This is a genomic window from Pseudomonas sp. Cab53, from assembly GCF_018325965.1.
GTDB classification, from domain to species: Bacteria; Pseudomonadota; Gammaproteobacteria; order Pseudomonadales; family Pseudomonadaceae; genus Aquipseudomonas; species Aquipseudomonas chlororaphis_E.
On record NZ_AP021902.1, the window covers coordinates 4,270,632 to 4,295,048 of the forward strand.

Annotated in this window: 16 protein-coding genes (1 of these 16 cut by a window edge); 9 read left to right on the top strand and 7 right to left on the bottom strand. The window is 64.4% G+C overall.

Features of this window, described 5'->3' with window-relative positions:
- A protein-coding gene (locus tag KI241_RS18480) for a non-ribosomal peptide synthase/polyketide synthase (protein ID WP_212802852.1) crosses the window boundary here: on the bottom strand, positions 1-8,967 show its 5' portion. 3,387 nt of this gene lie to the left of the window's left edge; 8,967 of the gene's 12,354 nt are visible here — the first part of the coding sequence; its start codon is at positions 8,965-8,967; the stop codon falls past the left edge of the window.
- Positions 8,968-9,215: 248 nt separating this feature from the next.
- On the bottom strand, positions 9,216-9,950 hold the full coding sequence (locus KI241_RS18485; protein WP_042731904.1) for an alpha/beta fold hydrolase: 735 nt from the start codon (positions 9,948-9,950) through the stop codon (positions 9,216-9,218).
- Between the two features lie 145 nt (positions 9,951-10,095).
- On the opposite strand from KI241_RS18485, the gene tam reads away from it, so the two are divergent.
- Together tam and KI241_RS18495 are read left to right on the top strand one after the other, a co-directional pair.
- Positions 10,096-10,866, top strand: a complete 771-nt coding sequence (gene tam, locus KI241_RS18490; RefSeq protein ID WP_047737816.1) for a trans-aconitate 2-methyltransferase — start codon at positions 10,096-10,098, stop codon at positions 10,864-10,866.
- Positions 10,867-10,946: 80 nt separating this feature from the next.
- Entirely contained in the window at positions 10,947-12,080 is a 1,134-nt protein-coding gene (locus KI241_RS18495; RefSeq protein WP_212802853.1) for a cupin-like domain-containing protein, read from the top strand.
- 35 nt (positions 12,081-12,115) lie between these two features.
- Here KI241_RS18495 and KI241_RS18500 read toward each other — a convergent pair whose 3' ends face one another.
- Positions 12,116-13,291: an MFS transporter gene (locus KI241_RS18500; RefSeq protein WP_042732814.1), complete on the bottom strand. Its 1,176-nt coding sequence runs from the start codon at positions 13,289-13,291 to the stop codon at positions 12,116-12,118.
- 160 nt (positions 13,292-13,451) lie between these two features.
- On the opposite strand from KI241_RS18500, the gene KI241_RS18505 reads away from it, so the two are divergent.
- Both KI241_RS18505 and KI241_RS18510 read left to right on the top strand, forming a co-directional pair.
- On the top strand, positions 13,452-14,252 hold the full coding sequence (locus tag KI241_RS18505) for a glucose 1-dehydrogenase (protein ID WP_047737820.1): 801 nt from the start codon (positions 13,452-13,454) through the stop codon (positions 14,250-14,252).
- On the top strand, positions 14,245-16,068 hold the full coding sequence (locus KI241_RS18510) for a glycoside hydrolase family 15 protein (protein WP_212802854.1): 1,824 nt from the start codon (positions 14,245-14,247) through the stop codon (positions 16,066-16,068). The genes KI241_RS18505 and KI241_RS18510 overlap by 8 nt, the downstream gene beginning before the upstream one ends.
- Before the next feature lie 140 nt (positions 16,069-16,208).
- Here KI241_RS18510 and KI241_RS18515 read toward each other — a convergent pair whose 3' ends face one another.
- Positions 16,209-16,568 carry a DUF6124 family protein gene (locus KI241_RS18515; RefSeq protein ID WP_042732157.1) on the bottom strand — a complete coding sequence of 120 codons (360 nt, stop codon included), beginning with the start codon at positions 16,566-16,568 and terminating at the stop codon, positions 16,209-16,211.
- Positions 16,569-16,736: 168 nt separating this feature from the next.
- Here KI241_RS18515 and KI241_RS18520 point away from each other — a divergent pair, with 168 nt between their 5' ends.
- The 3 genes from KI241_RS18520 (at position 16,737) to KI241_RS18530 (ending at position 19,779) form a co-directional block, all read left to right on the top strand.
- Positions 16,737-17,987: an IS256 family transposase gene (locus KI241_RS18520; protein WP_212802640.1), complete on the top strand. Its 1,251-nt coding sequence runs from the start codon at positions 16,737-16,739 to the stop codon at positions 17,985-17,987.
- A 483-nt stretch (positions 17,988-18,470) separates the two neighbouring features.
- Complete coding sequence (locus KI241_RS18525) at positions 18,471-18,848, top strand: hypothetical protein (protein WP_042732158.1); 378 nt, start codon at positions 18,471-18,473, stop codon at positions 18,846-18,848.
- Between the two features lie 28 nt (positions 18,849-18,876).
- Positions 18,877-19,779: an alpha/beta hydrolase gene (locus KI241_RS18530; RefSeq protein WP_042732159.1), complete on the top strand. Its 903-nt coding sequence runs from the start codon at positions 18,877-18,879 to the stop codon at positions 19,777-19,779.
- On the opposite strand, the gene KI241_RS18535 is transcribed toward KI241_RS18530, so the two are convergent.
- Positions 19,748-20,740 carry a GlxA family transcriptional regulator gene (locus tag KI241_RS18535; protein ID WP_212802855.1) on the bottom strand — a complete coding sequence of 331 codons (993 nt, stop codon included), beginning with the start codon at positions 20,738-20,740 and terminating at the stop codon, positions 19,748-19,750. The two genes, KI241_RS18530 and KI241_RS18535, sit on opposite strands and share 32 nt — an antisense overlap.
- A 99-nt stretch (positions 20,741-20,839) precedes the next feature.
- On the opposite strand from KI241_RS18535, the gene inhA reads away from it, so the two are divergent.
- Positions 20,840-21,529 (top strand): isonitrile hydratase, encoded by a 690-nt coding sequence (inhA, locus tag KI241_RS18540; protein WP_042732161.1) that lies wholly within the window; start codon positions 20,840-20,842, stop codon positions 21,527-21,529.
- A gap of 46 nt (positions 21,530-21,575) precedes the next feature.
- Here the strand turns inward: inhA and KI241_RS18545 are convergent, their stop codons facing one another.
- On the bottom strand, positions 21,576-22,313 hold the full coding sequence (locus KI241_RS18545; protein WP_212802856.1) for an SDR family oxidoreductase: 738 nt from the start codon (positions 22,311-22,313) through the stop codon (positions 21,576-21,578).
- Positions 22,314-22,515: 202 nt separating this feature from the next.
- On the opposite strand from KI241_RS18545, the gene KI241_RS18550 reads away from it, so the two are divergent.
- Entirely contained in the window at positions 22,516-23,460 is a 945-nt protein-coding gene (locus tag KI241_RS18550) for an AraC family transcriptional regulator (protein WP_053151636.1), read from the top strand.
- 485 nt (positions 23,461-23,945) lie between these two features.
- Here the strand turns inward: KI241_RS18550 and KI241_RS18555 are convergent, their stop codons facing one another.
- Positions 23,946-24,404: an SRPBCC family protein gene (locus tag KI241_RS18555; protein WP_047737822.1), complete on the bottom strand. Its 459-nt coding sequence runs from the start codon at positions 24,402-24,404 to the stop codon at positions 23,946-23,948.
- Positions 24,405-24,417 lie beyond the last annotated feature (13 nt).

The following is a 24,417-nucleotide window of genomic DNA, read 5'->3' on the forward strand; positions in this document are numbered from 1 at the left end:
GGTGTTGGACAACGGCGCATCGGCGTGCAACTCGTCGCCGGCGCCTTCGCTGGCCGGCACGAACAAGGCCCCGTGCGCCTCATCGAAACTGGCGTCGAACTGGCCCAAGTAATTGAAGGTCAGGCCCGGCGTGGGCAGCCCGGCCAGGCAGGCTTGCGCCGTGGCATCCCCTAGTTGAGCCAGGGCCCCGAAGCCCAGGCCCTTGTTCGGGATCGAGCGCAGTTGCTCCTTGACCTGTTTCAGTGAATCCCCCAGGTCCGCCGTCGGCGTCAGTCGGGCCGGGTACAGGCTGGTGAACCAGCCGACGGTACGGGTCAGGTCGACGTCGGCGAACACCGCTTCGCGGCCATGGCCTTCGAGCTGGATCAATGCGCTGTCGGTGCCGGTCCAGCGCACCATCACCCGGGCCAACGCGGTCAGCAGCAGATCGTTGACCTGGGTGCGATACGCCTTGGGCGCGTCCTGCAGCAATTGGCGGGTCAGCGCCGCATCGAGGCGGGTACGCACGGTGAGGGCAAGGCGGTTCTGCCGTCCGCCCTGGGGGTTGTCCAGCGGCAACCGGCCGTCAGCACCGTCGAGGTGCGCCTGCCAGAACGCCAGTTCCTCCTGTAATGCGGCACTGCGGGCGTAGCCTTGCAAACGGTCGGCCCAGGCTTGTGCCGAGGTGGTTTTTGCCGGCAGTTGCAGCGCCTGGCCGGCAGACAATTGGCGGTAGGTGCTCTGCAGGTCTTCCAGCACAATCCGCCACGACACACCGTCCACCACCAGGTGATGGATCGCCAGCAGCACGCGCTGGCTGCCATCGGCGAGGGTCGCCAGCGCGGCCCGCAACAACGGCCCGGCTTGCAGGTCCAGGCTGCGTTGCACTTCGTTGGCCAGGTGTTCCAACGCCGCGGCATCGGCCACCTCCGCCACCCACAGCAGACCCTCGGGCTGCTGGGCCAGCGACCGATAGCTGGCCTGCCAACCTTTGCCGTCATCGACAAAGCTCAAGCGCAGGCCGTCGTGATGCACCACCAGGGCGTCCAGGGCCTGCTCCAGCGCACGGGCGTCCAGAAGCTGGGTCGGCTTGAGCAACACCGACTGGTTCCAGTGCTGGCGCTCGGGGATCGCCTCCTGGAAAAACAGCCGCTGCACCGGCAGCAGCGTCAGCTCGCCGGTCACCGGTCCCTGGTCGACCCCTTGCGCGGTTTCGCCCTGGCGCGCCATCGCGGCCAACGCTTCGATGGTCTGGTGCTGGAACAAATCCTTGGGCGTGAAGTGAATCCCGAGCTGGCGGGCGCGGCTGACCACCTGGATCGAAACGATGGAATCGCCACCCAGCTCGAAGAAATTGTCCCGCAGGCCCACCTGCCCCAGCTTGAGCACGTCCTGCCAGATGGACGCCAATTGCTGTTCCAGCAGGCTGCGCGGCGCCACGTAGGCGTGTTGCAGTTGGCTGACGTCGGGCTTGGGCAGGTTCTTGCGATCGAGCTTGCCGTTGGGGGTCAGCGGCAGGCGTTCGAGCACCAGCAGATAGGCCGGGACCATGTGCGCCGGCAGGCTCGCCTTGAGCTGCGCGCGCAGGTGTTCGGCGAACGCTTCGTCCCGAGGGGCTGGCGCGTCGGCGACCACGTAGGCAACCAGGCGTTTGCCGCTGCCGGCGGTGCCTTCCTGGGCCACCACGACCGCCTCGCGCACGCCGGCCAACGCTTGCAGGCGGGCTTCGACCTCGCCCAGCTCGATACGGAAGCCGCGGATCTTCACCTGGTTGTCGATACGATCCAGGTAATCGAAGGTCCCGTCGGCGCGCTGGCGCACCAGGTCACCGGTGCGGTACAGCAGGCCGCCGCGGCCACCAAACGGATCGGCGACAAAGCGCTCGGCGGTCAGGCCCGGACGGTTCAGGTAACCCCGGGCCAGCCCGCTGCCGCCCAGGTACAGCTCACCGGCCAGGCCTTGGGGCAACAGGTTCAGGTCGGCGTCCAGCACGTAGGCGCTGCGATCGCCGATGCGGCTGCCGATGGGCGCGTAAGCGGCGCCACAGCTCACCTCGCGGCCGGCCTTCCAGATCAGCGGCGTGACCACGGTTTCGGTCGGGCCGTAGCCGTTGATGATGCAGTCCGGGTCCAGGGCGCGCTTGACCCGCTCGAAACTGGCGTTGGGCACCGCGTCGCCGCCGAAGCAGTAGATGCGCACCTTCGGTGGGTTGCCTTCGCGCTCAGCGTGTTCGGCCAACTGTTGCAGGTACACCGGCGGGAACGCCACCACCGTCACGCCGTGTTCACGCATGGCGTTGTAGGTCTGCTCCGGGGTCCACAGGCTGTCGTCGCGAACCAGCAGCGAAGCGCCGTGGGTCAGGCTGGTGAGCCAGCGTTCATGGGCGCCGTCGAAGGCGAAGGACATGAAGTGGAACTCGCAATCGCTGGCCAGCATCTCATAGCGCTCGCCGATGGCCTGGCAGTGCATCGCCAGCGGACCATGGGCCACGCTCACCCCTTTGGGGTTGCCGGTGGAACCGGAGGTGTAGATCACGTAGGCAAGGCTTTGCGGATCGATGGACACGACAGGGGCGTCCATCGGTTGCCGGCTCAGGTCGAGGCCATCGAGTTCCAGCACCTGGGCGACGCCTTCGAGGGGCAGTTGCGCCGACACCCGGGAATCGGTGAGCAACAGCGCCAGCCCGCAATCCTCGATCAGGTAGGCCAGGCGCTCACGGGGATAACCGGTGTCCAGCGGCACATAGGCAGCACCGGCCTTGAGCACCGCCAGCAGTGCGACGATCACCCCTTCGCTGCGCGGCAAGGCAACGCCGACCCGGCTTTCCGGGCCGACGCCACGAGCCATCAAGGCATGGGCCAATTGGTTCGCCCGGCGATCGATGTCGCCGTAGCTGAACGATTCGCCGTCGAACTTCACCGCCGTACGCTGCGGGCTCAACGCGGCCCACTGGGCGATGCGCTGGTGCACGGCGACGTCGGTCGGGTACGGCTGTGGCGCATTGGCCGCCAATTGTCGGGCCTGCTCTTCGGCGCTGACCAGGGCAATGTCCCCCAGTTGGCGCACGGCTGACTCGGCGAAGCGCTCCAGCAGATGCACCAGTTGGGCGGCGATGCCCTCGATGGCGGCCAGGCTGAACTGCATGCGGTCGAAACACAGGTGCAACGCCAGCGTCTGGCCGAGGGTCACGGCCACGCTCAACGGATAATGGGTCTGCTCCAGGTGGCTGACCTCGCCGAACACCACACCGTCTTCGGCACTTTGTTGCAGGGCCTGGGCAATCGGGTAGTTCTCGAACACCAGGATGTTGTCGAACAGTGCCTCGCCGCCCTGCCCGGCCCAGCGCTGGAGATCGGCCAGGGGCGTGTGCTCGTATTCACGCAGGCTCAGGTTCTGCGCCTGCACGGCTTGCAACCAGGCCGCGACCGACTGGTCCGGGCGCGGCGCGGCGATCACCGGCAAAGTGTTGATGAACAGGCCGACCTGCTGCTCGATGCCCGGCAGTTCCATCGGACGTCCGGCCACGGTGGCGCCGAAGGCCACGCTGGCATGGCCGGTGTAGCGCTGCAGCAGCAACAGCCACGCCGCCTGCACCAGGGTGTTGAGGGTGACTTTCTGCGCGCGGGCGAATTGTTCCAGGGCCTGGGTTCGCGGGGCATCCAGGGTCAGGTAATGATCGCCATGACCACTCTCGGCTTCAGCGCCGGGCAGCACCCGCGCCAACCGCGTCGGCTCTTGCAAGGTGGCCAGTTGCGCCGTCCAGAACGCTTCACTCTGGTGCGCGTCCTGGCGTTGCAGCCAGGCGATGTAGTCGCGATAGCGTCCGCCACTGGCCACGACTGGGCGAGCGCTGTAGCGCTGGAGCACTTCACCCAGCAATTGGGCGTTGCTCCAGCCGTCCATCAGGATGTGGTGATGGGTGTAGATCAGGTGCCAACGATCGGCAGCGGTCTGCACCAGCACCAGGCGCAGCAACGGCGCCTGGGCCAGGTCGAAACCCTCCCGGCGTTCGGCTTCGGCGCGTTCATCCAGGGCATCGGCCAGCCGCTCGTGCCCGCGCCAGTCGAGGTGCGTGAACGGCAATTGGACCTGGCGCAGGACGATCTGCACCGGCTGTTCGAGGTCACCCTGCCAGGCAAAGCCGCTGCGCAGGATGTCGTGGGCCTGGAGCGTGGCCTGCCAGGCCTGGCGAAACCGTTGCGGATCGATGCCGTGCACGTCCACCCGCAACTGGTTGATGTACGCCCCCGCCGTCTGCTCGTACAGGCTGTGGAATAACAAGCCCTGCTGCATCGGCGAGAGCGGGTAGAGATCGTCCAGTTGCCCGGCGTCCACCGGCAGGCTGTCGAGCTGCGCCTGGGTGAGGCGCGCCAGGGGGAAGTCCGACGGGGTCGCTTGCGGCGCTTGCAGGCCACAGCAATGCTCGATCAGCGCGCTCAGCTCGGCGCGATACGCCGCCGCAAGGGTTTCGATGGTCTGGTGCTTGAACATTCGCTCGCTGAAGCCCCAGTTCAGCGTCAGCTCGCCGCCGTAGACCTGGCCTTCGACCGTCAACCAGTTTGCCAGCGGCGCCCGGGCATGCTGGGCGGCACCGCTGCCTTCGCTGGACGGCACGAACAGCGCGCCGTCGTCGAACTGACGGTCGAACTGGCCCAGGTAGTTGAACGTGATGCGCGGCGACGCCAGGGCCGCCAGCTCGGCGCGTACCGCCGGTTCGCCCAGATAGCGCAGCACGCCATAACCCAGGCCCTTGTCCGGCACGGCGCGCAGTTGCTCCTTGATGGCCTTGAGCGAGGCGCCCAGTTCGGCGGCCGGTCGCAGGCTGACCGGGAACAGGCTGGTGAACCAGCCGACGGTGCGGGTCAGGTCAACGCCGTCGAACAGGTCTTCGCGGCCATGCCCTTCCAGTTGGATCAGCGCGTGGTCCTGACCGGTCCAACGGCACAGAGTGCGCGCCAGGGCGGTCAGCAACAGGTCGTTGACCTGAGTACGGTAGGCCTTGGGGGCCTGTTGCAGCAGTTGGCGCGTCTGTTCGGCGTCCAGCTTCACCTGGACCTTGCGCTCGTCGCGAGCCTGCAGGGCCACCTGCGGGTAGTCACACGGCAAGTCATTGCCGGTGCCCGCCTGGGCACGCCAGTAGTCGAGGCTGTGCATGAACCGGTCGAGGTCGCCGTGCAGCCGGCTCGACCACGCCCCGTAGGCGCTGGTCCTCGCGGGCGCCTGGAGCGGCTGGCCGGCATGTAGCTGGCCGTAGAAACGTTGCAGGTCGTCCAACAGCACGCGCCAGGAAACACCGTCCACCACCAGGTGATGAATTGCTAGCAACAGGCGCTGGCTGCCGTCGGCCATGTCCACCAGCAACGCCCGCATCAATGGCCCGTCTTCCAGGTCCAGGCTGCGCTGGGCGTCATCACACAGGGCGTTGAGCTGTTCCACCGAGCTCGCCTGGCGTTGCCACAATAGGCTGGCCGCCGACGGTTCGACATAGGCCTGCTGCCACTGGCCATTCACCTGGGTGAAACGCAGGCGCAAGGCGTCGTGATGCCCGGTCAGGTGAGTCAGGGCCATGTCCAGTGCAGGTGCGTCGAGCCATTGGCTCGGCACCAGCAACAGCGACTGGTTCCAGTGTTGGCGTTCGGGGATGTCACGCTCGAAGAACCAATGCTGCACCGGGGTCAACGGCACCACGCCCGTGGCCGGGCCCTGCTCGACCACTTGCGGGTCGCCCGCGCCTGCCACCTGCGCCAGGCTACGCAGGGTCTGATGTTGAAACAGCGCCTTGGGGTTGAGCGTGATTCCGGCCTGCCGCGCGCGGCTGACCACTTGCATGGAGACGATGGAGTCGCCGCCCAACTCGAAGAAGTTGTCGTCCAGGCCGATCTCGGCGAGGTTCAGCACCGACTGCCAGATCGCCGCCAGGGTTTTCTCAACGGGGCTGCGCGGCGCCACGAACGCGCGCTGCTGGTCGCTGCCGTCCACGGCTGGCAGCGCCTTGCGGTCGAGTTTGCCGTTGGGGGTCAGGGGCAGGCGTTCCAGGAACACCAGGTACGTCGGCACCATGTAGTCCGGCAAGTGTTCGCGCAAGGCAACCTTGAGGGTTTCGCGCAGGTGCACCTGGGCTTCGGCCTGGGTCAGCACGGCAGCGTCGCTCGGCACGATGAACGCCGCCAGTTGCTGGCCCTGCTCGCTGTCCTGGGCCAGCACCGCCAGCTCGCGCACCTGGGGCTGCTGCAACAGCCGCGCTTCGATTTCCCCCAGCTCGATGCGGAACCCGCGGATCTTCACCTGATGGTCGATACGGCCCTGGTATTGGAGCACGCCATCGACGCGATAACGGCACAGGTCGCCGGTGCGGTACAGCCGCTCGCCCGTGGTGGAAAACGGATGGGGCACGTACTTCTCGGCGGTCAGCGCCGCCCGACCCAGGTAACCCCGGGTGATGCCTGCACCGCTGAGGTACAGTTCCGCCGAAACACCTTGGGGCACCGCTTGCAGGTCGGCATCCAGCAGGTAACTGGCGGTGTGCTTGAGCGGTCGGCCGATGTTCGCCGTGCCACCGACGGTGCGCCGGGTCCAGGTGGAATAGGTGGTGTCTTCGGAAGGGCCGTACAGGTCGTAGACATGCTCAAGGGTCGGCGACTCATACAGCGCCTCCACCAGGCTTTGCTTCAGCGGCTCTCCCGCCAGGTTGATGATCCGCACACTGGCCGGAATCCCGCCGCTGCGCTGCAACGCGGCGATGGCCGACGGCACCGTGTTGATCAGGCGCACCTGATCCCGGGCCGGCAGTTGCGGCAGCTCCAGCGCATTGCGGGCGATGATCAGCGAACCGCCGTTGGCCAGGGTCACGAACAGCTCCCACACCGACAAGTCGAAGCACACCGAGGTGGACGCCAGCACGCCCTGGATATCTTCGCGACGGTACACCGCGCGCGACCAATCGATCAGCGCCAGCACGTTGCGATGGGCAATCGCCACGCCTTTGGGCAGGCCGGTGGAACCGCTGGTGTAGATCACGTAGGCCAGGTTGTCCGGGGTCACGCCGGTGCGGGGGGCAGCGAGGGAATAACCGTCCAGGTCGAGACGATCGAGCATCAGCACCGCCGTGGCCTCAGGCACCGACAAAGTCGCCGCCACTGCCTGTTCGGTCAGCAGCACCCGCGCACGACTGTCGTCGAGCATGTAGGCCACCCGCTCGGCCGGATAATCCGGATCGAGAGGCACATAAGCACCGCCGGCCTTGAGCACCGCCAGCAAGGCGATCAGCAACTGCTCGGAGCGCGGCATCGCCACGCCGACGCGGACTTCCGGGCCAACGCCCAATTCGATGAGCTTGTGGGCCAGGCGATTGGCACGGCCATCCAGCTCGCTGTAGCTCAGTGACGTGTGGGCGAAGGTCACGGCCAAGGCATCCGGCGTGGCTGCCGCCTGGCGGGCGATCACCTGGTGAATGCACAGGCTGTGCTCGAACGACCCATCGACCGGGTTCCAGTCGTGGATCAGGCGTTGGTACTCGTCGGCTTCGAGCAGCGGCAGTTCACCGATGAGCGCACGGCTGTCGGCCACCATGCCTTGCAGCAAGCGCGTCCAGTGGCGTGCCATGCGGGCGATGGTGGCGGCGTCGAACAGGTCATCGGCGTAGGTCAGCGCCGCGTGCAGCTTGCCGGCCTTTTCCCAGGTGTCGAGGGTCAAGTCGAACTGGGTGGTGCGGCTCTGCCACGCCAGCATCGACAGCTCCAGGCCCGACGCGGTGTGCAGGCTGGCGATGTCGGCCACTTGCGGCTGGTGGTTGTACATCACCTGGAACAGCGGCGTATGGCTGAGGCTGCGCTCCACGTTGAGCGCTTCCACCAGCCGCTCGAAGGGCAGGTCCTGATGGGCCTGGGCGCCCAGCGCCGTGTCCTTGACCGCGCGCAGCAGCTCATCGACACGGGTCTGGCCGCCCAGCTCGGTGCGCAACACCTGGGTGTTGACGAAGAAGCCGATCAGCCCTTCGGTCTCGGCCCGGTTACGGTTGGCGATGGGCACGCCGACGCGGATGTCGGTGTGGCCGGTGTACCGATGCAACAGCACGTTGAATGCGCCGAGCAGGAGCATGAACAAAGTGATGTTGTGCTGCTGGGCGGTGGCGCGCAATTGCTCGGCCAGGGCCGGTTCCACGTCGAACGTGTAACGGGTGCCACGGTAGCTGGGCATCGCCGGGCGCGGATGATCGAGGGGCAACGCCAGCACGGGCTGCTCGTCGCCCAACTGGGCCTGCCAATACGCCAGTTGTCGCGCCTGCTCGCCCGCCTCCAGCCAGCGCCGCTGCCAGAGGGCGTAGTCGCTGTACTGGATCGGCAACTCGGCCAGTTGCGGCGTGGTGCCTGCCTCGAAGGCGTCGTAGCAGCGGATGAATTCGTCGATCAGCACGTTCATCGACCAGCCATCGGAGACGATGTGATGCAAGGTCAGCAGCAGCACGTGCTCCTGGTCTTGGAGCGCGAGCAGTTCGACGCGTAGCAAAGGCCCTGTGGACAAGTCGAAGGGACGCATCGATTGCGCCTCGGCCGCACGGCGCACCGCGTGCTCGCGCTCGGCGGCTGGCAAGGCTCGCAGGTCCTGCCGCTCGATCTCCAGGGCAGCGCTGGCGGGCACTTGCACCAGGCTGTCGTCGGCCTGGCGCTGGAACACCGTGCGCAGGGTTTCATGGCGCGCCACCAGGCTGGCGAACGCCTGCTCCAGCGCCGACAGGCTCAACGCGCCCTTGAGGCGCACCGCGCCAGGCAGGTTATAGGCGCCACTCGCCGGCTCCAGTTGCCAGAGAAACCACATGCGCTGCTGGGCATAGGACAGGGCCTGGCGGTCTTCGGCCTCGACGCCCCGAGGGATGGGAAAGCCGCTGAACGCCACGCCCTCCTTGTCCAGCGCCGCCAGGAACGTACGGCGCTTTTCCAGGGGCAACCCGATAAACCGGCGAGCAAGTTTCAAGGCGTCTTCAGCATTCATTTGAGGGGTATCCGGAATCAGTGGGCACAAGGCACAGAGGCAAGTCGTCCCTATAAAACGAATGCAGACCGGAAAAATTAGCGTTTGAGAATAGGTATCAGGAAGGGCTTAAAACGAGGGGCACGGATTGATAGAGAAATGGGAACCAGCCTGCTCGCGAAAGCGCTGGGTCAGCCAGGGAGGCGGTGACTCAGAGATGCTTTCGCGAGCAAGCTCGCTCTCACCGGGGAGGATGCCGGGAATAATGATCAGGCGCTGATTGCCAGCCCGTGGCGGCGATGATGCACGCTCAGTTGATCCTTGATCAGCCGCAGCACCCTGGCCTCGTGCTCATGGATAAAGAAGTGCCCGCCGGCCAGCATGTCCACCGAGAAACTGCCGGACGTCTCGCGGCTCCAGCCGATCAGTTGTTCGGTGCTGGCCCGGTCGGTGGTGCCGCCGAGCACGTGCACCGGGCAAGTGAGCGGTGGGCGCACCCGCGGCTGGAAACGCCCGCACAGCAGGAAGTCTGCGCGCAGCACCGGCAGGGTCAGGGCCATCAACTCTTCGTTGGCCAGCACCTCCTCGCTGGTGCCGTTGAGGGTGCGCAACTGGTCGATCAGTTCGGCGTCGGTTTTCGGCTCGGCGAAACCCCGGTCGTAGTCGGCTCGCATCGTTGGCGCCGCGGTGCCCGAGGCAAACAAGGCCACCGGCTCCGGGCAACCGAGTTCGCGCAAGGCATGGGCCATCTCACAGGCCAGCAGCGCCCCCAGGCTGTGGCCGAACAAGGCATAAGGCGCCTGGAGGGTCGGGCGCAGCTCCCGCGCCAGTTGCATCGCCAACGGCCCCATCTCGGTGTGCAGCGGCTCACCGAAACGCGCCCCGCGCCCCGGCAACTCCACCGGCTGCACGCCCAGCCATTGCGGCAACTTGCGCCGCCAGCGGCTGTAAACCATCGCGCTGGCGCCGGAATAAGGCAGGCACAGCAGGGTCAGTTGAGTCACTGCGGTTTTCTCCGATCGGTCGTGTGTAGAAGATAACGAAGCAACATGACAAAAAATTAGTCACCCGCCAAGCGCTCGCGCTATCGCCTTCGCACCCCCTTATACTGACGACCCTGGACTCACGCCGACCTTGAAGGAGAACGCCATGAGCTGGTCCGCCAGACAGTACGTCACGTTTGAACAGGAACGCACCCGCCCCGCCCGGGACCTGCTGGCCGCCATTGCGACCCGCGAGGCACGCTCGGTGATCGACCTAGGCTGCGGCCCCGGCAACTCCACCGAACTGCTGGTGGAACACTTCCCCGGCGCAACGGTGCGCGGCCTGGACAGCTCCGGTGACATGATCGAGGCCGCTCGCCGCCGCTTGCCCGCCGTGACCTTTGATATCGCCGACATCGGCCAATGGCATGAGCCCGGACCGTTCGACGTGATCTTCGCCAACGCCGCGCTGCAATGGCTGCCCGACCATGCCACGCTGCTGCCCGCCCTGGTGAACAAACTCGCCCCCGGCGGCAGCCTGGCGATCCAGATGCCCGACACCCTGCACCAGCCCTCCCATCGCCTGATGCGCGATATCGCGGCGAACGGTCCCTGGGCCAGCCAACTGGCGCAGGCCGCGCAGAGCCGCACCGAGGTCGAAGACCCCAGCACCTATTATTCGATCCTCAAGCCCCACTGCGCCCGCGTCGACGTCTGGCGCACGGTCTACCATCACCCGCTGGCCGACGGCGCGGCGGGCGTGGTGGAGTGGTTCAAGGGCAGCGGCCTGCGGCCGTTTCTCGCCCCTCTGGATGAGCCGCAGCGCGAGCAGTACCTGGCCCAGTACCTCAAAGCCGTCGAACAGGCTTACCCGACCCTGGACGATGGCTCGGTGTTGCTGCCGTTCCCCCGCGTGTTCATGGTGGCGACGCGTTGAAGCAAAGGCCGGCGCGGGACTAAATTCCTGAACCAGGCGCTCGTCCTCTGCTAGGACCCAAACCCACAAGAGTGAGCGCCGTGGACCTGCAAACCATCCTGGGCAAACTGTTCGCCAATGCCGGCGCCGTCGGTATCGAGGGCGTCTTCCAATTCGTGTTCGGCCCGCACCAGGCGTACTGGTCCGAGGTCAAGGCCGGCAGCCGCACCCAGGCCGGTCGGCACACCAGCCCCGACGTGACCATCGACGTGGCAGAGAAGGACTTTCTCGCAATCATGGGCGGCATGGCCAACGTCGAAGAATTGTTCGCCAGCGGGCGCCTGAAGATCGGCGGCAACATGGGCCTGGCGACGTTGCTGCCGCAGATCATCGACCATGCCCGGCATGGGGGTGGCGTGGTAGAAAAAGTCGACATGAACAAGCGCTACCCGACCCCGTCGCGCTTCAGCGAAAAACTCACCGCCAGCCTGCCGGTCCAGCGCAGCGTGGAGCGTCGACCGCGCAGCGGTTTGTCGGTGCAGGAGTTTCGCGCTCGCTATCTGCCCCACGGCATCCCGGTGGTCATCAGCGATGCGCTGCAGGACTGGCCGTTGTTCAAGCTCAGCCGCGAGGAGTCCCTGGTGCACTTTGCGCAACTGCAAGGCATCACCCGCCATGGCGACTACGTAAAGAAAACCTTCTCTACCGAACGGGATTTCCGCTCCACCTCCATGGCCGACTTCATCGCCTCCCTCGACAGCCCCGCGGCCAAGAGCGCCGACGGTGAGCCACCGGCGTACATGGGCAACAACATCCTGCCCGCGCAATTGCTGGAGCAGATCAAGTACCCGCCCTACTTCGACCCGGCGCTGTTCATCCCGCCACGCATCTGGATCGGCCCCAAGGGCACGCTGACACCGCTGCACCGCGACGATACCGACAACCTGTTCGCCCAGGTCTGGGGCCAGAAAACCTTCACCCTCGCCGCGCCCCATCACCGCGAAGCCCTCGGCACCTGGTCCACCGCGCCCCAGGGCGGGCTCGACGGTTGCGACTTCAACCCCGACGCGCCGGACTACCAGCGCTTCCCCCACGCCCGGGACGTCACATTCATGCGGGTGACACTGGAGGCCGGGGACTTGCTGTTCCTGCCTGAAGGCTGGTTCCACCAGGTAGCGTCGGTGTCGACTTCGTTGTCGGTGAATTTCTGGGTGAATTCGGGGCGGGGTTGGTAGCGGCAGATACCTTGGCACAATGCTCTTGTGGCTGATCACTCTTTCAACCGCCGATAACTCTGCACCGCCGCGCCCAACACCACCGCGCCGGCCACTATCGCCAGCCAGAACCCACTGCGCGCGCCAAAGGTGTCCACCAGCCAGCCGGAGCCGGCCGCACCGATTGCCACGCCGATGCTCAGGCCGGTCACCAGCCAGGTCAGGCCTTCGGTCAGCCTGGCCGGCGGCACGAGGCGCTCCACCAGGGCCATGGCGACGATCAGCGTCGGCGCAAAGGACAGCCCAGCGACGAACATCGCCGCCGACAACCCGGTGATATTGGACGCCAGCAACAACGGCAGCGTCGTCAACCCCGTACCTGCCCCACCGTACAAAAACAGCAGCGGCAAGGGCAGCTTTGAACGAAGCGCACCGAAGGCCAATCCCGCCAGGCACGAACCGAAGGCATACACCGACAGCACGATACTCGCCGCCGCCGGTTGCCCCTGTTGCTGGGCGAACGCCACGCTGACCACATCCACCACGCCGACGATGATGCCCATGGCTATCATCAACAGAAGCAACAACAGCACGTCACCCGAAGCGATGATCGAACCTTGGTGCTGGGCCTGATGCGGGTGCACCGGTGGCTCGGTGCCGCGCTGCAAGACAAACGCCGTCACCCCAAGCGCCAGCGCCAGCACCGACGCCAGCGGCCCCGCCTCCGGAAACGCCACCACGCACAGACCCACCGACAGCGGCGGCCCGACGATGAAACACACTTCATCGAGCACCGACTCCAGCGCATAGGCGGTGCGCAATTGCGGCTGGCCGCGGTACAACTCGGTCCAGCGCGCCCGCACCATGGCCGACATGCTCGGCATGCAACCGGCCAGGGCGGCGAACACGAACAGCGTCCATTGAGGCGCCTGCAAGTGCGTGCACAGCAACAGCAGCGCCAGCGCCCCGCCACCGAGTAGCGCGGCGATCGGCAAGACACGTCCTTGGCCGAAACGGTCGACCAGGCGCGACACCTGCGGTGCACAGAACGCGGTCGCCAAGGCAAACGTCGCCGCCACTGCACCGGCCAGGCCATAGCCGCCCTGCAATTGCGAGAGCATGGTGATCAGGCCGATGCCCGTCATGGAAATCGGCATGCGCGCCACCATGCCGGCCAGCACGAACCCCAGGCTGCCGGGGGCGTTGAACAGTTCGCGATAGGGGTTTGCCATGGGCTACGGGCCTTAACAGGGGGCCTGCAACTTGCCACAAAGGACGACCACGGGGGAAGCGCCCAAATGTGGTGAGAATGTGAAGACTGTCTGGCACGAGTGAACTCTCCAGGCCTCACGCCAGTCAGCCTATAAAGCCGTCCAGTGAAGGTGCCCATTCATGCAGATTTCCCTCGCCCAACAAGTCGCCCTCGTCACCGGCGCCAGTTCCGGCATTGGCGCCGGTGCCGCCAGGGCGTTGGCGGAAGCCGGTGCCGCCGTGGTGCTCAACTACCATTCCAGCGCCGGCCCGGCCGAAGACCTGGCTCGCGAGATCAATGACAACGGCGGGCGCGCCCTGGCCGTGGGGGCCGATGTCTCCCGGGAAGAGGACGTCGAACGGCTGTTCGCCAAGACCCTGGAGGCCTTTGGCACGCTGGATATCCTGGTGGCCAACTCCGGCCTGCAAAAAGATGCGGCCGCCGTCGACATGAGCCTGCAAGACTGGAACACCGTGATCGGCACCAACCTCACCGGCCAGTTCCTCTGCGCCCGCGCCGCCCTGCGCATCTTCACTCGCCAGGGCATTCGCCAGGGCGTGTCCCGGGCAGCGGGCAAAATTATCCACATGAGCTCGGTGCACCAGCGCATTCCCTGGGCCGGCCACGTCAACTACGCGGCCTCCAAGGGCGGTGTCGACCTGCTGATGCAGAGCCTGGCCCAGGAAACCAGCCACCAGCGCATCCGCATCAACAGCATCGCCCCCGGCGCCATCAGCACGGCCATCAACCGCGACGTCGTCGAAGGTGAACAGCGGCAGAAGCTGTTGGACCTGATCCCCTACGGCCGCGTCGGGGATGTGGAGGACGTTGCCAACGCAGTGGTGTGGCTGGCGTCGGATCTGTCCGACTATGTGGTGGGCACCACCTTGTTCATCGACGGCGGGATGAGCCTTTATCCGGGGTTTCGCGGCAATGGCTGATCATGACGAACCGCAAAGCCCTATCGAGAACCACGGCATCATCGGCGACATGCGCACCGCCGCCCTGGTCAACGACCGCGGCAGTGTCGATTTTTTCTGCTGGCCGGAATTCGACAGTCCGTCGATCTTCTGTTCGCTGCTGGACACTCCGGCGGCGGGTATTTTCCAACTCGCGCCAGACCTGCCGGACGCGCGTCGCCAGCAGATCTACCTGCCCGACACCAACGTGCTGCAAACCCGTTGGCTGAGTGACGGCGCCGTGGTGGAAATCACCGACCTGCTGCCCATCGGCGACACCGAGGATGACCTGCCCGTACTGATGCGCAAGGTGCACATGACCGTGGGCAGCGCGACGTTTCGCATGCGCTGCGCGGTGCGCCACGACTATGCCCGCGCCGCCACCCAAGCGCGCCAAGACCAGGCCCATGTCTGCTTCGAGGCGCCGGGGCAACCGAGCCTGCGCTTGTGTTCCGATCAGGCCATGACCCTGGACGGCGATGCGGCAGTGGCCGAATTTACCCTCGAACAAGGCCAGAGCGCCGAGTTCCTCTTGGGCGGCATCGACGACCCGCGGCTTCAGGACGACGTCAGCGGCATCTGCCTGGAACGGACCCTGGCGTTCTGGCGTGGCTGGATCGGCCAGTCCAACTATCGCGGGCGCTGGCGGGAAATGGTCAACCGCTCCGCCCTGGCCTTGAAGCTGCTGACCTCGCGCAAACACGGCGCCATCCTCGCCGCCGCCACCTTCGGCCTGCCGGAAACCCGCGGCGGCGAACGCAACTGGGATTACCGCTACACCTGGATCCGCGACGCGTCCTTTACCGTCTATGCGTTCATGCGCCTGGGCTTCGTCGAAGAAGCCAACGCCTACATGCGCTGGTTACGGGGCCGGGTCAGCGACTGTTGCGAACAGCCGACCAAACTCAACATCCTGTATGGCCTGGACGGCCGGCTGGAGCTGCCCGAAAGCGAATTGCCGCACCTGAGCGGTTTCGGCAATGCGCAGCCGGTGCGCATCGGCAACCTGGCCTACCAGCAGATCCAGTTGGATATCTTCGGCGAACTGATGGACGCGGTTTACCTGGTCAACAAGTACGGCGAGGCCATTTCGCACCAAGGCTGGAAACACACGGTCGAGGTGATCGACCAGGTGTGCGAGGTCTGGCAGGACGCCGACGTCGGCATCTGGGAAATGCGCGGCGAGAAACAGCATTTCCTGCATTCGCGACTGATGTGCTGGGTCGCCGTCGACCGCGCCATCCGCCTCGCCGAAAAACGCTCCCTGCCCGCACCGTTCGCCCGCTGGGATGGGACCCGTCAGGCGATCTACGAAGACATCTGGACAAACTTCTGGAACGACGAACACCAGCATTTCGTCCAGCGCCTGGGCAGCACCGCCCTCGACGGCTCGATGTTGCTGATGCCTTTGGTCCGCTTCGTCAGCGCCCGCGACCCGCGCTGGCTCTCCACCCTGGACGCCATTGAACAGAGCCTGGTGCGCGACGGCATGGTGTACCGCTACCGCAACGACGACAGCCCCATCGACGGCCTCAGCGGCACCGAAGGCTCCTTCGCCGCCTGCTCGTTCTGGTACGTCGAATGCCTCGCCCGCGCCGGCCGCGTGGAAAAAGCCCAACTGGAGTTCGAACAACTGCTGCGCTACGCCAACCCCCTGGGGCTGTACGCCGAAGAATTCGACAGCCACGGCTATCACCTGGGCAACACCCCCCAGGCCCTGACTCACCTGGCACTGATCAGCGCGGCAAGTTTCCTGGATCGCAAGTTGAGTGGGGAGAAAAATCATTGGCAGCCGTGAGCTGCATAACCACGCGCCCAAATAGATACCTTGTGGCGAGGGAGCTTGCTCCCGCTCGACTGCGCAGCAGGCGCAAGATGCCTGGGGCCGCTGCGCAGCCCAACGGGAGCAAGCTCCCTCGCCACGGGACGGCGGGTCAGTTAACGGGGCAGCTCCACATCATCCAGCGCCCGGTCAGCCAGCAACGCACCCAACTCGATCAACTGCAAAATCCCCAGTGCCACATGCCGTCGCGAGCCCTCCAGTTCGAATGCCAGGTCACTGACCATGGCGTTGGCCGAGGCCAAGGTTTCGCTGAGGCTGGTCAGCACCGATTCGGTATTGAGGCCCGGGACCACTGAAAATACCTGCCCATCCTGGGTGTCGGGCTTGGCCGGGGTCGCGGCAGACAAATGCGCGTCCAACGCCCGGTCGGCGGCTTCGCGGAGTTTTTGGGTATTGAAGGTGGTGTAGGCGGAAAGGTTTTCGGCTTTTGGAGGGTTGGGGGTGATCTTGACCATGACATGAATCTCCATTCAACGGTGGAGTTCGCCATTCCGCGACCAAGCAGAGGGTGGCGAACTGTACGCAGGTTGGTCGACCAGGGAATGGAAACCCGGCAGGGCCCAAAGCCCTCGAGGGTGTCAGAAATTTTGTGTTCGGGCATAACATGAGTAAGAGGTGCATGTATGCCAACCAAAAAGAAACCGCTTCGAGAATTACCGAAAGTCCCGAAAGAGCTTCTTGAGCAGTTTTCCGCCGCCCCGCTGATGACCGCGGAGGCCATCGAAGAGGCCTCTGCGGCGTTCAAGAAGGCGCTGATCGAGCGTGCCCTGAGCGCTGAGCTGGGCCATCACCTGGGCTATCCTCCGGGCGCGCAGCGTCCAGAGGATGAAACCAACCAGCGCAATGGCAAGAGCGGTAAGACGGTGCTGACCGGTGATGGCCCGCTCCGGCTGGATATCCCGCGTGATCGAGAGGGCAGTTTTTCGCCCATTCTTATTCCCAAGCATGAGCGCCGTTACACCGGTTTCGACGACAAGATCATCGCCATGTATGCCCGTGGGATGACGGTCAGAGAGATCCGGGCGTTTCTTTCCGAGCAGTACGGGACGGATGTTTCGCCTGACTTCATCAGCTCCGTGACCGACGAGGTGATGGAAGAGATTGGCGCTTGGCAACAGCGTCCCCTAGAGCCGATGTATCCGGTCATTTTCTTTGATGCTCTGCGGGTCAAAATTCGCGAAGAAGGTCTGGTTCGCAACAAAGCGATTTACTTGGCGCTGGGCGTTTTACCCGACGGGACACGCGACATCCTGGGTATCTGGATCGAGAACACCGAAGGGGCAAAGTTCTGGATGAAGGTATTCAACGACCTCAAGACGCGCGGCGTCGAGGACGTGCTGATTGCCGTAACCGATGGCCTAAAAGGCATGCCAGAGGCCCTCAGCGCGGTATTTCCGGAAACAACATTGCAGACCTGCATCGTGCATCTGATCCGCAACAGCCTTGATTATGCGGCCTGGGACAAGCGTCGAGAACTGGCCAAGGCCCTCAAACCGATCTATCAGGCCATCAATGTACAAGCGGCGGAACAGGCTCTGGATGAATTTGAGCGCGGGCCCTGGGGCAAGCAATATCCAACGGTTGTGGCGGCCTGGCGACGGGCGTGGGATCGAGTGATTCCATTTTTTGTTTTCCCGCCCGCGATCCGCAAGGTGATCTACACCACCAATGCCATCGAGAGCATCAACGCTCAGCTACGCAAGATCATCAAGACCCGTGGTCACTTTCCGAGCGACGACGCTGCAACCAAACTGATCTGGCTGGGGCTGCGCAACATCACAGCAAACTGGGGCTCGGCGGCGCATGATTGGAAAAGTGCAATGAATCAATTTGCGATTCTGTACGGAGATCGGTTCATCAGGCCGACCTGGTGAAATCAAGGCCTGCCTGACGGCAGGCCGCTACCGGCCCGAACACAAAAAATCTGACAGTCCCAAGCCCTCCCACGCACAGTCAGCCATAAAGCAGACAACCGCTCACGCGGCATCGTGCGCCATTCTAAACCCGGGCGACCAAACCCGGTCGCTGATTTTGCAGCGACCATCAAAGCCTATCCCCGGTGTTTCCTAACCGACAACCGCCACGACTCGTCAGAAAATTCCTTTCCACCCAATTTTTTGTAGGACACCCACCCGTGGCGAGGGAGCTTGCTCCCGCTCGACTGCGCAGCAGGCGCAAGATGCCTGGGGGCGCTGCGCAACCTGAGCGGGAACAAGCGCCCTCGCCACAGGTGCAGTACCTCGGTTGTGCGGGTCCCTTTATCTGCGACTAGGTTGCGAGCCCCCCAAACCCCTCCTAAGATCGATGCACCCATGGGTGCAGCGGAGCTGCCCGACAACCCGACTCAAGGATCCGACATGTCCCGTATACAACGCCCCATCACCACTGCGCCCCGAACAGGCCTGACTCGCGAAGACCTCTGGGAAGGCCAGGACCGGGGGCTGATCAAATGCTGGGAAATCGGTCGCGAGCGCGCGACGCGGTTTCCCGAGCTGGCCCAACGCTGCCTGGCCGGCGAGTTGCCGGTGCTGGGTTGGAAAGGCGGCGTGAGCCGCAGCCTGAAGAAGAACGAAAAATTCGGCTGCCTCAAGTACCTCGCCCAATGGCAAGGCCTGCGGGGCGAAGACCTGGACATCGACTTGTCCCAGGAGCGTACGCTGACGTGCTCCAGCACGAACATGATCGTGACATTCACGCCGGATCGGACCAAATACGTGAACCAGGAACCCGCCTGAGCACCGCCAGGCGCTGCCGGAGACCGATATGAACCTAGCGCCAACCGTCAGCTACGCGGTGACACCGCTGCTGCGCATCGCCTACGAGGAACACGGGCCGGCCAGCGGCGAGCCAGTGATCCTGCTGCACGGCTTCCCCTACGACCCCAGGGCCTTCGATGACGTCGCCCCGGCGTTGGCCCAGCGCGGCTATCGAGTCCTCGTGCCCTACCTGCGCGGCTATGGCCCGACCCGGTTCAACAACCCGGCGATCATGCGTTCCGGCCAACAGGCGGCGCTGGCCCAGGACCTGCTGGACCTGATGGACGTGCTGGGCATCGGCCAGGCGACGTTGTGCGGTTATGACTGGGGCGGCCGGGCGGCGTGCATCGTCGCCGCGTTGTGGCCGGAGCGCGTGCGCGGCCTAGTGACCGGCGATGGCTACAACCTGCAGGACATCCCCCACTCGACGCAACCGCTGGCCCCGGAAACCGAATATCGCCTGTGGTACCAGTATTATTTCCACACCGCACGGGGCGTCGAAGGGCTGACGAAAAATCGCCGTGAGTTGTGCGAATTGCTCTGGCGCCTGTGGTCACCCACCTGGGCCCGGGGCGCGCAATGCTATCCCCTCAGCGCCCCGTCGTTCGACAACCCGGACTTCGTCGAGGTGGTGATTCATTCCTACCGCCATCGCTTCATGTATGCGCCGGGGGACCCGACCCTGGAATGGATGGAGGAACGGCTCGCGGCACAACCGTTAATCAGCGTGCCGAGCATTTCCCTCTGCGGCGCCGACGACGGCGTGGGCCCCGCCCCTGAACAAGATGAGGACGCGGCACATTTCAGCGGTGCTTATGAACGGCGGGTGCTGGCCGGCGTGGGCCACAACATCCCCCAGGAAGCACCCGAAGCCACGCTCAAGGCATTGCTGGATCTGCTTGAAGGCTGACCGAAAACCGCTCGCGATACGCCTGGGGCGTCACCCCCATGGCCCGCAGGAAGCTGCGGCGCAGGGTTTCTTCGCTGCCAAAGCCGCACTGCATCGCCACCCGCTTGATCGGCACCACAGTATCGGCGAGCAGGCGGCGCGCGGTTTCCACACGAATCAATTCGACGGCCCGCGCCGGGGTCTGGCCGGTGTCGGCGCGGTAGTGACGCACGAAACTGCGCTCGCTCATGCCCACCTCGGCGGCCAGGCTCGGCAAGCCCAGGTCACAGGTCAGATGCTCGGCGATCCAGGCATGCAGTTCATCAAACCGGCCGCCGTTTTTCTGCAGTGACAGGGTCACGCTGAACTGCGACTGCCCGCCCGGCCGCTTGAGGAACACCACCAGATGCCGGGCGACCTCCAGGGCCACGGCGCGCCCCAGGTCATCCTCAACCAGGGCCAGGGCCAGGTCGATACCGGCCGTGACACCCGCCGAGGTCCAGACCGGGCCATCGTTGATGAAGATCGGGTTGGGTTCGACTTTGAGTTGCGGGTGCTGTTCGGCCAACTGTTCGCAGCGGGTCCAGTGGGTGACCACGCGCCGCCCGTCCAGCCATCCGCTGGCGGCCAGCAGGAACGCGCCTGTGCACACGGACGCCACCCGCCGCGAACGCGTGCCGTGATCCTTGACCCAAGCCACCAGCGCCGGATCCTTCGCCGCCTCGTACACGCCCCAGCCACCGGCAATCAGCAGCGTGTCGCTGCGCTCGGTCGGCAGCGGTTCGGCCATCAGCGCCAACCCGGCAGAAGACATCACCGCTCCGCCGCCTGCGGCGACCACCGTCGGCGCATAAGGCAACGGCAGGCCTTGCTGGCGAGCCAGGTCATTGGCCGATGCGAACACCTGCAACGGCCCGGTGACATCGAGCACTTGCACGTTGGCGAAGGCCAGGACATGAACGGATTTAGGGGTGTTGGGCATATTGGCGTGATTCGTGGGGTTATTGGCGTATTCGCCAGAGCCTAAGGGCCTAAAGTGAAATCGTCCAGCCCCCGGGCATTACTCAAGGAGAAAAGCATCATGACGCTGCACATCGGTTTACTGCTGTTTCCCCAAGTCCAGCAGTTGGACCTGACCGGACCGTATGACGTGCTGGCCTCGCTGCCGGACGTGAAAGTGCACCTGATCTGGAAAGACTTGGCGCCAGTCACCTCCAGCACCGGCCTGGTGCTGCTGCCAACGACCACATTCCAAGACTGCCCGAGGCTCGACGCGATCTGCGTCCCGGGTGGCACCGGTGTCGGAGCATTAATGGAGGATGAGCAGGTCCTGGACTTCATCAGGCAACAGGCTAGCCATGCGCGGTACATCACCTCGGTGTGCACCGGTTCGCTGGTGCTCGGTGCCGCTGGCTTGCTGCAAGGGAAACGAGCCACCACCCACTGGGCCTATCACAGCTTGCTGCAAACCCTGGGTGCGACCCCGGTCAAGGAGCGCGTGGTGCGTGACGGCAACCTGATCACCGGCGGTGGCATCACGGCGGGCATCGACTTCGCGTTGACCCTGGCAGCCGAGCTGTTCGACCAGCCCACGGCCGAGTTGGTCCAGTTGCAATTGGAATACGCTCCGGCGCCGCCGTTCGATGCCGGCAGCCCCGAGACCGCACCGGTGTCAATCCTGGAGGAAGCGCACCGGCGTACGGCGGAATCGTTCCGGGTACGCTCGCAGATTACCCAACGCGCCGCCGCACGATTGTCCATCACCGCCTAGTGACCCGTGGCGAGCGGAGCAGTCCGCTCGCCACCGAAGGCCACGCTCAGTAAGGGCTGGCGGTAGGCCGCACGATCAACTCGCTGACGTCCACATCCGCCGGTTGCTCGATAGCATAGGCAATCGCCCGCGCGATGGCTTCGGCGGGGATGGCAATCCGCCGGAATTCGCGCATTTCGGCGCGTCCCCCTTCATCGGAAATGCTCTCGGCCAGTTCCGACTCCGTTACGCCGGGAGAAATCACCGTCACCCGCACATCGCCGCCCACTTCCTGGCGCAAGCCTTCGGAAATCGCCCGCACCGCGTACTTGGTGGCGCAGTAAACAGCGGCGGTCGGGCTGACCGTGTAGGCACCAATCGAAGCGATGTTGATGAACTGGCCACTGCGCTGACGCTGCATCAGCGGCAAGCCGGCAGCGATGCCGTGGAGTACGCCGCGAATGTTGACGTCGATCATGCGATCCCACTCCTCGACTTTCAGTGCTTCGAGCTTGGAGAGCGGCATGACGCCAGCGTTGTTGATGATCACGTCAACCGTGCCGAAACGTTCGACGGCGAAATCGATCAGGTCCTGGACCTCTTCACGGCGGGTCACGTCCACGGTCTTGCAAGCGGCTTGCTGGTCGGCGGCTTCGAGTTCCTGCACCAACGCCTGCAAGCGGTCGATACGCCGGGCGCCAAGCACCACACGGGCGCCACGGGCGGCCAACAGTCGTGCGGCGGCTTCACCAATCCCGCTGCTGGCACCGGTGATCACCACTACTTTGTTTTGAATATCGGACATGATGGTTTCCTCGTCTGGGTGTGTTGGCTCCCGGTAGGAGCGCTCTGACAAATCCAGATTAGGGAAACGACAAGGGTTGGGGTTAGCCGAATCCTCCTGTGCACTTGCACGATCCTGTAGCGATCACACCACCCCTGGCCGCCCGCCGCGCAATCGGTTTTACTAGCGCAGTTCACTCATTGGGTCAGGGAGATTGATCAGCATGTCGGTATCGCCCATGCACAGTGCGCCAGACGATGGCGTCAACCAGCGCCGCGCTGAACTGGCGGAGTTGATGAAGCGCTTCGCTCCTCAAGACGGTGTCTACGCCACCGCCATCGACACCTTGAACATTGTTCGCTGCGACCAGCCCACCGATGCCTTGCACGTGGTGCACAAGCCGGGCTTGTGCGTGATCGTCGAGGGCCGCAAGGAAGTGCGCCTGGCGGACGAACGCTACGTGTATGACCCGCTCAATTACCTAGTGGTCTCCGTCACCCTACCGCTGGCCGGCCAGGTGGTCGAAGCCTCTCCTGAGCGCCCTTACTTGTGCGTTCGCCTCGACATCGACCCGGCGCAGATCTGTCGCCTGATTGCCGACGCCAGTGCTATCGGCGTACCGCCTCCGAAAACCGGGCGCGGCCTGTTCCTCGACCGCATCGACTCGCCCTTGCTCGACGCCGTATTGCGTCTGTTGCGGCTGCTGGACAGCCCGGACGATATCGCCACTCTGGCGCCCCTGGCCCAGCAGGAGATTTTCTACCGGCTGCTGCGTGGCACCCAAGGCCAGCGCCTACAAGAAATTGCCATCCCCGATACCCAGACTCACCGCATCAGCCGTGCCATCGAATGGCTCAACACCCATTACGCCGAACCGTTGAGCATCGACAGCCTCGCGCAAATGATCAACCTCAGCCCTTCGGCATTGCATCACCGCTTCAAAGCCGTAACAGCCATGAGCCCGCTGCAATACCAGAAGCAGCTGCGCTTGCAGGAGGCCCGGCGATTGCTGCTGGCAGATAACAGCGACGTCTCGTCAATTGGCTACAAGATGGGGTATGAGAGCCCGTCGCAGTTCAGCCGGGAGTACAGCCGCCTGTTCGGTGCTTCTCCGAGCAAGGACATTGCCCGGCTGCGGGCCCAGGCGTTGCAGGTCGACAGCGCTTGAAGCCAGGCCGACGGATCGGCATTTTTCCACAGGCGAAAAAAAACCCGCCGAAGCGGGTTTTTTGAGGACCAATTTGACTTCCTGTCTGGCATTCCTTGCCTGGTCCCATCATCCATGACCCCAAGCACTCCCTGTACTCAGTGGATGGACACAGATTAGGCCCACCGGTGATTCGAAAAAAGACGAGAAAGCAGCAGCGGCGTGTAAGCAATTCGCTATACCGCTCTTTCTGACTTTTTGATGGACGAAAAAAAACCCGCCGAAGCGGGTTTTTCCAAGACCATTACGACTCCCTGTCGATAGCTATCCTTGCAAGGTCGATCGTCCCTGATCCTGAGCACATCCTGTGCATCAGTGGATGGGGCCAGATTACGCTTCGGATCCAAAGTGCAATAGACGACATAGCTACTATTGCGTGTAAGACATTCGCTATACCGGTACCCTCCAAAACCTTGCATATGCTCAGGTATGACAGCCAAGCCAGCTCAGGACTTGCTCAGGAACGCCTCGATATTGGCCATTTGCTCGTCCCAGCCACGGCTGTCCATACGAAAAGCCTTGAGCCGACGCGCCTCGGGAATGGCGTTGAAGCCGGACTCCACCACCTTCAGCAAGGTGCCGCCGTTCATGTCTTCGAGTTCGAATTGCACCCGTGTCTCGGGCTCCTGGGAGTAATCCACGTCGGGCTCGATAGCGTAGGGATGCCAACGAAACGAGAACACCCGCTCGGGCTCCACCCGCTCCACCGCCACGTCCCAGATGAGGTGTTGGTAACCTGGATAAGTGATTTGCCCCTGGGTACGCTCACCCGCCACGAACCGCTTCCCCTCAAGCGCGACACCGAACCACTGCCCAAAAGCTTCGGCATTGGCCAAGGCTCGCCAGACTTGAGCCCGCGGGACCTTGAGCAGGATCTTTCTTTCAATGCGATCGGATGAATGCATGGGTCACCTCCTG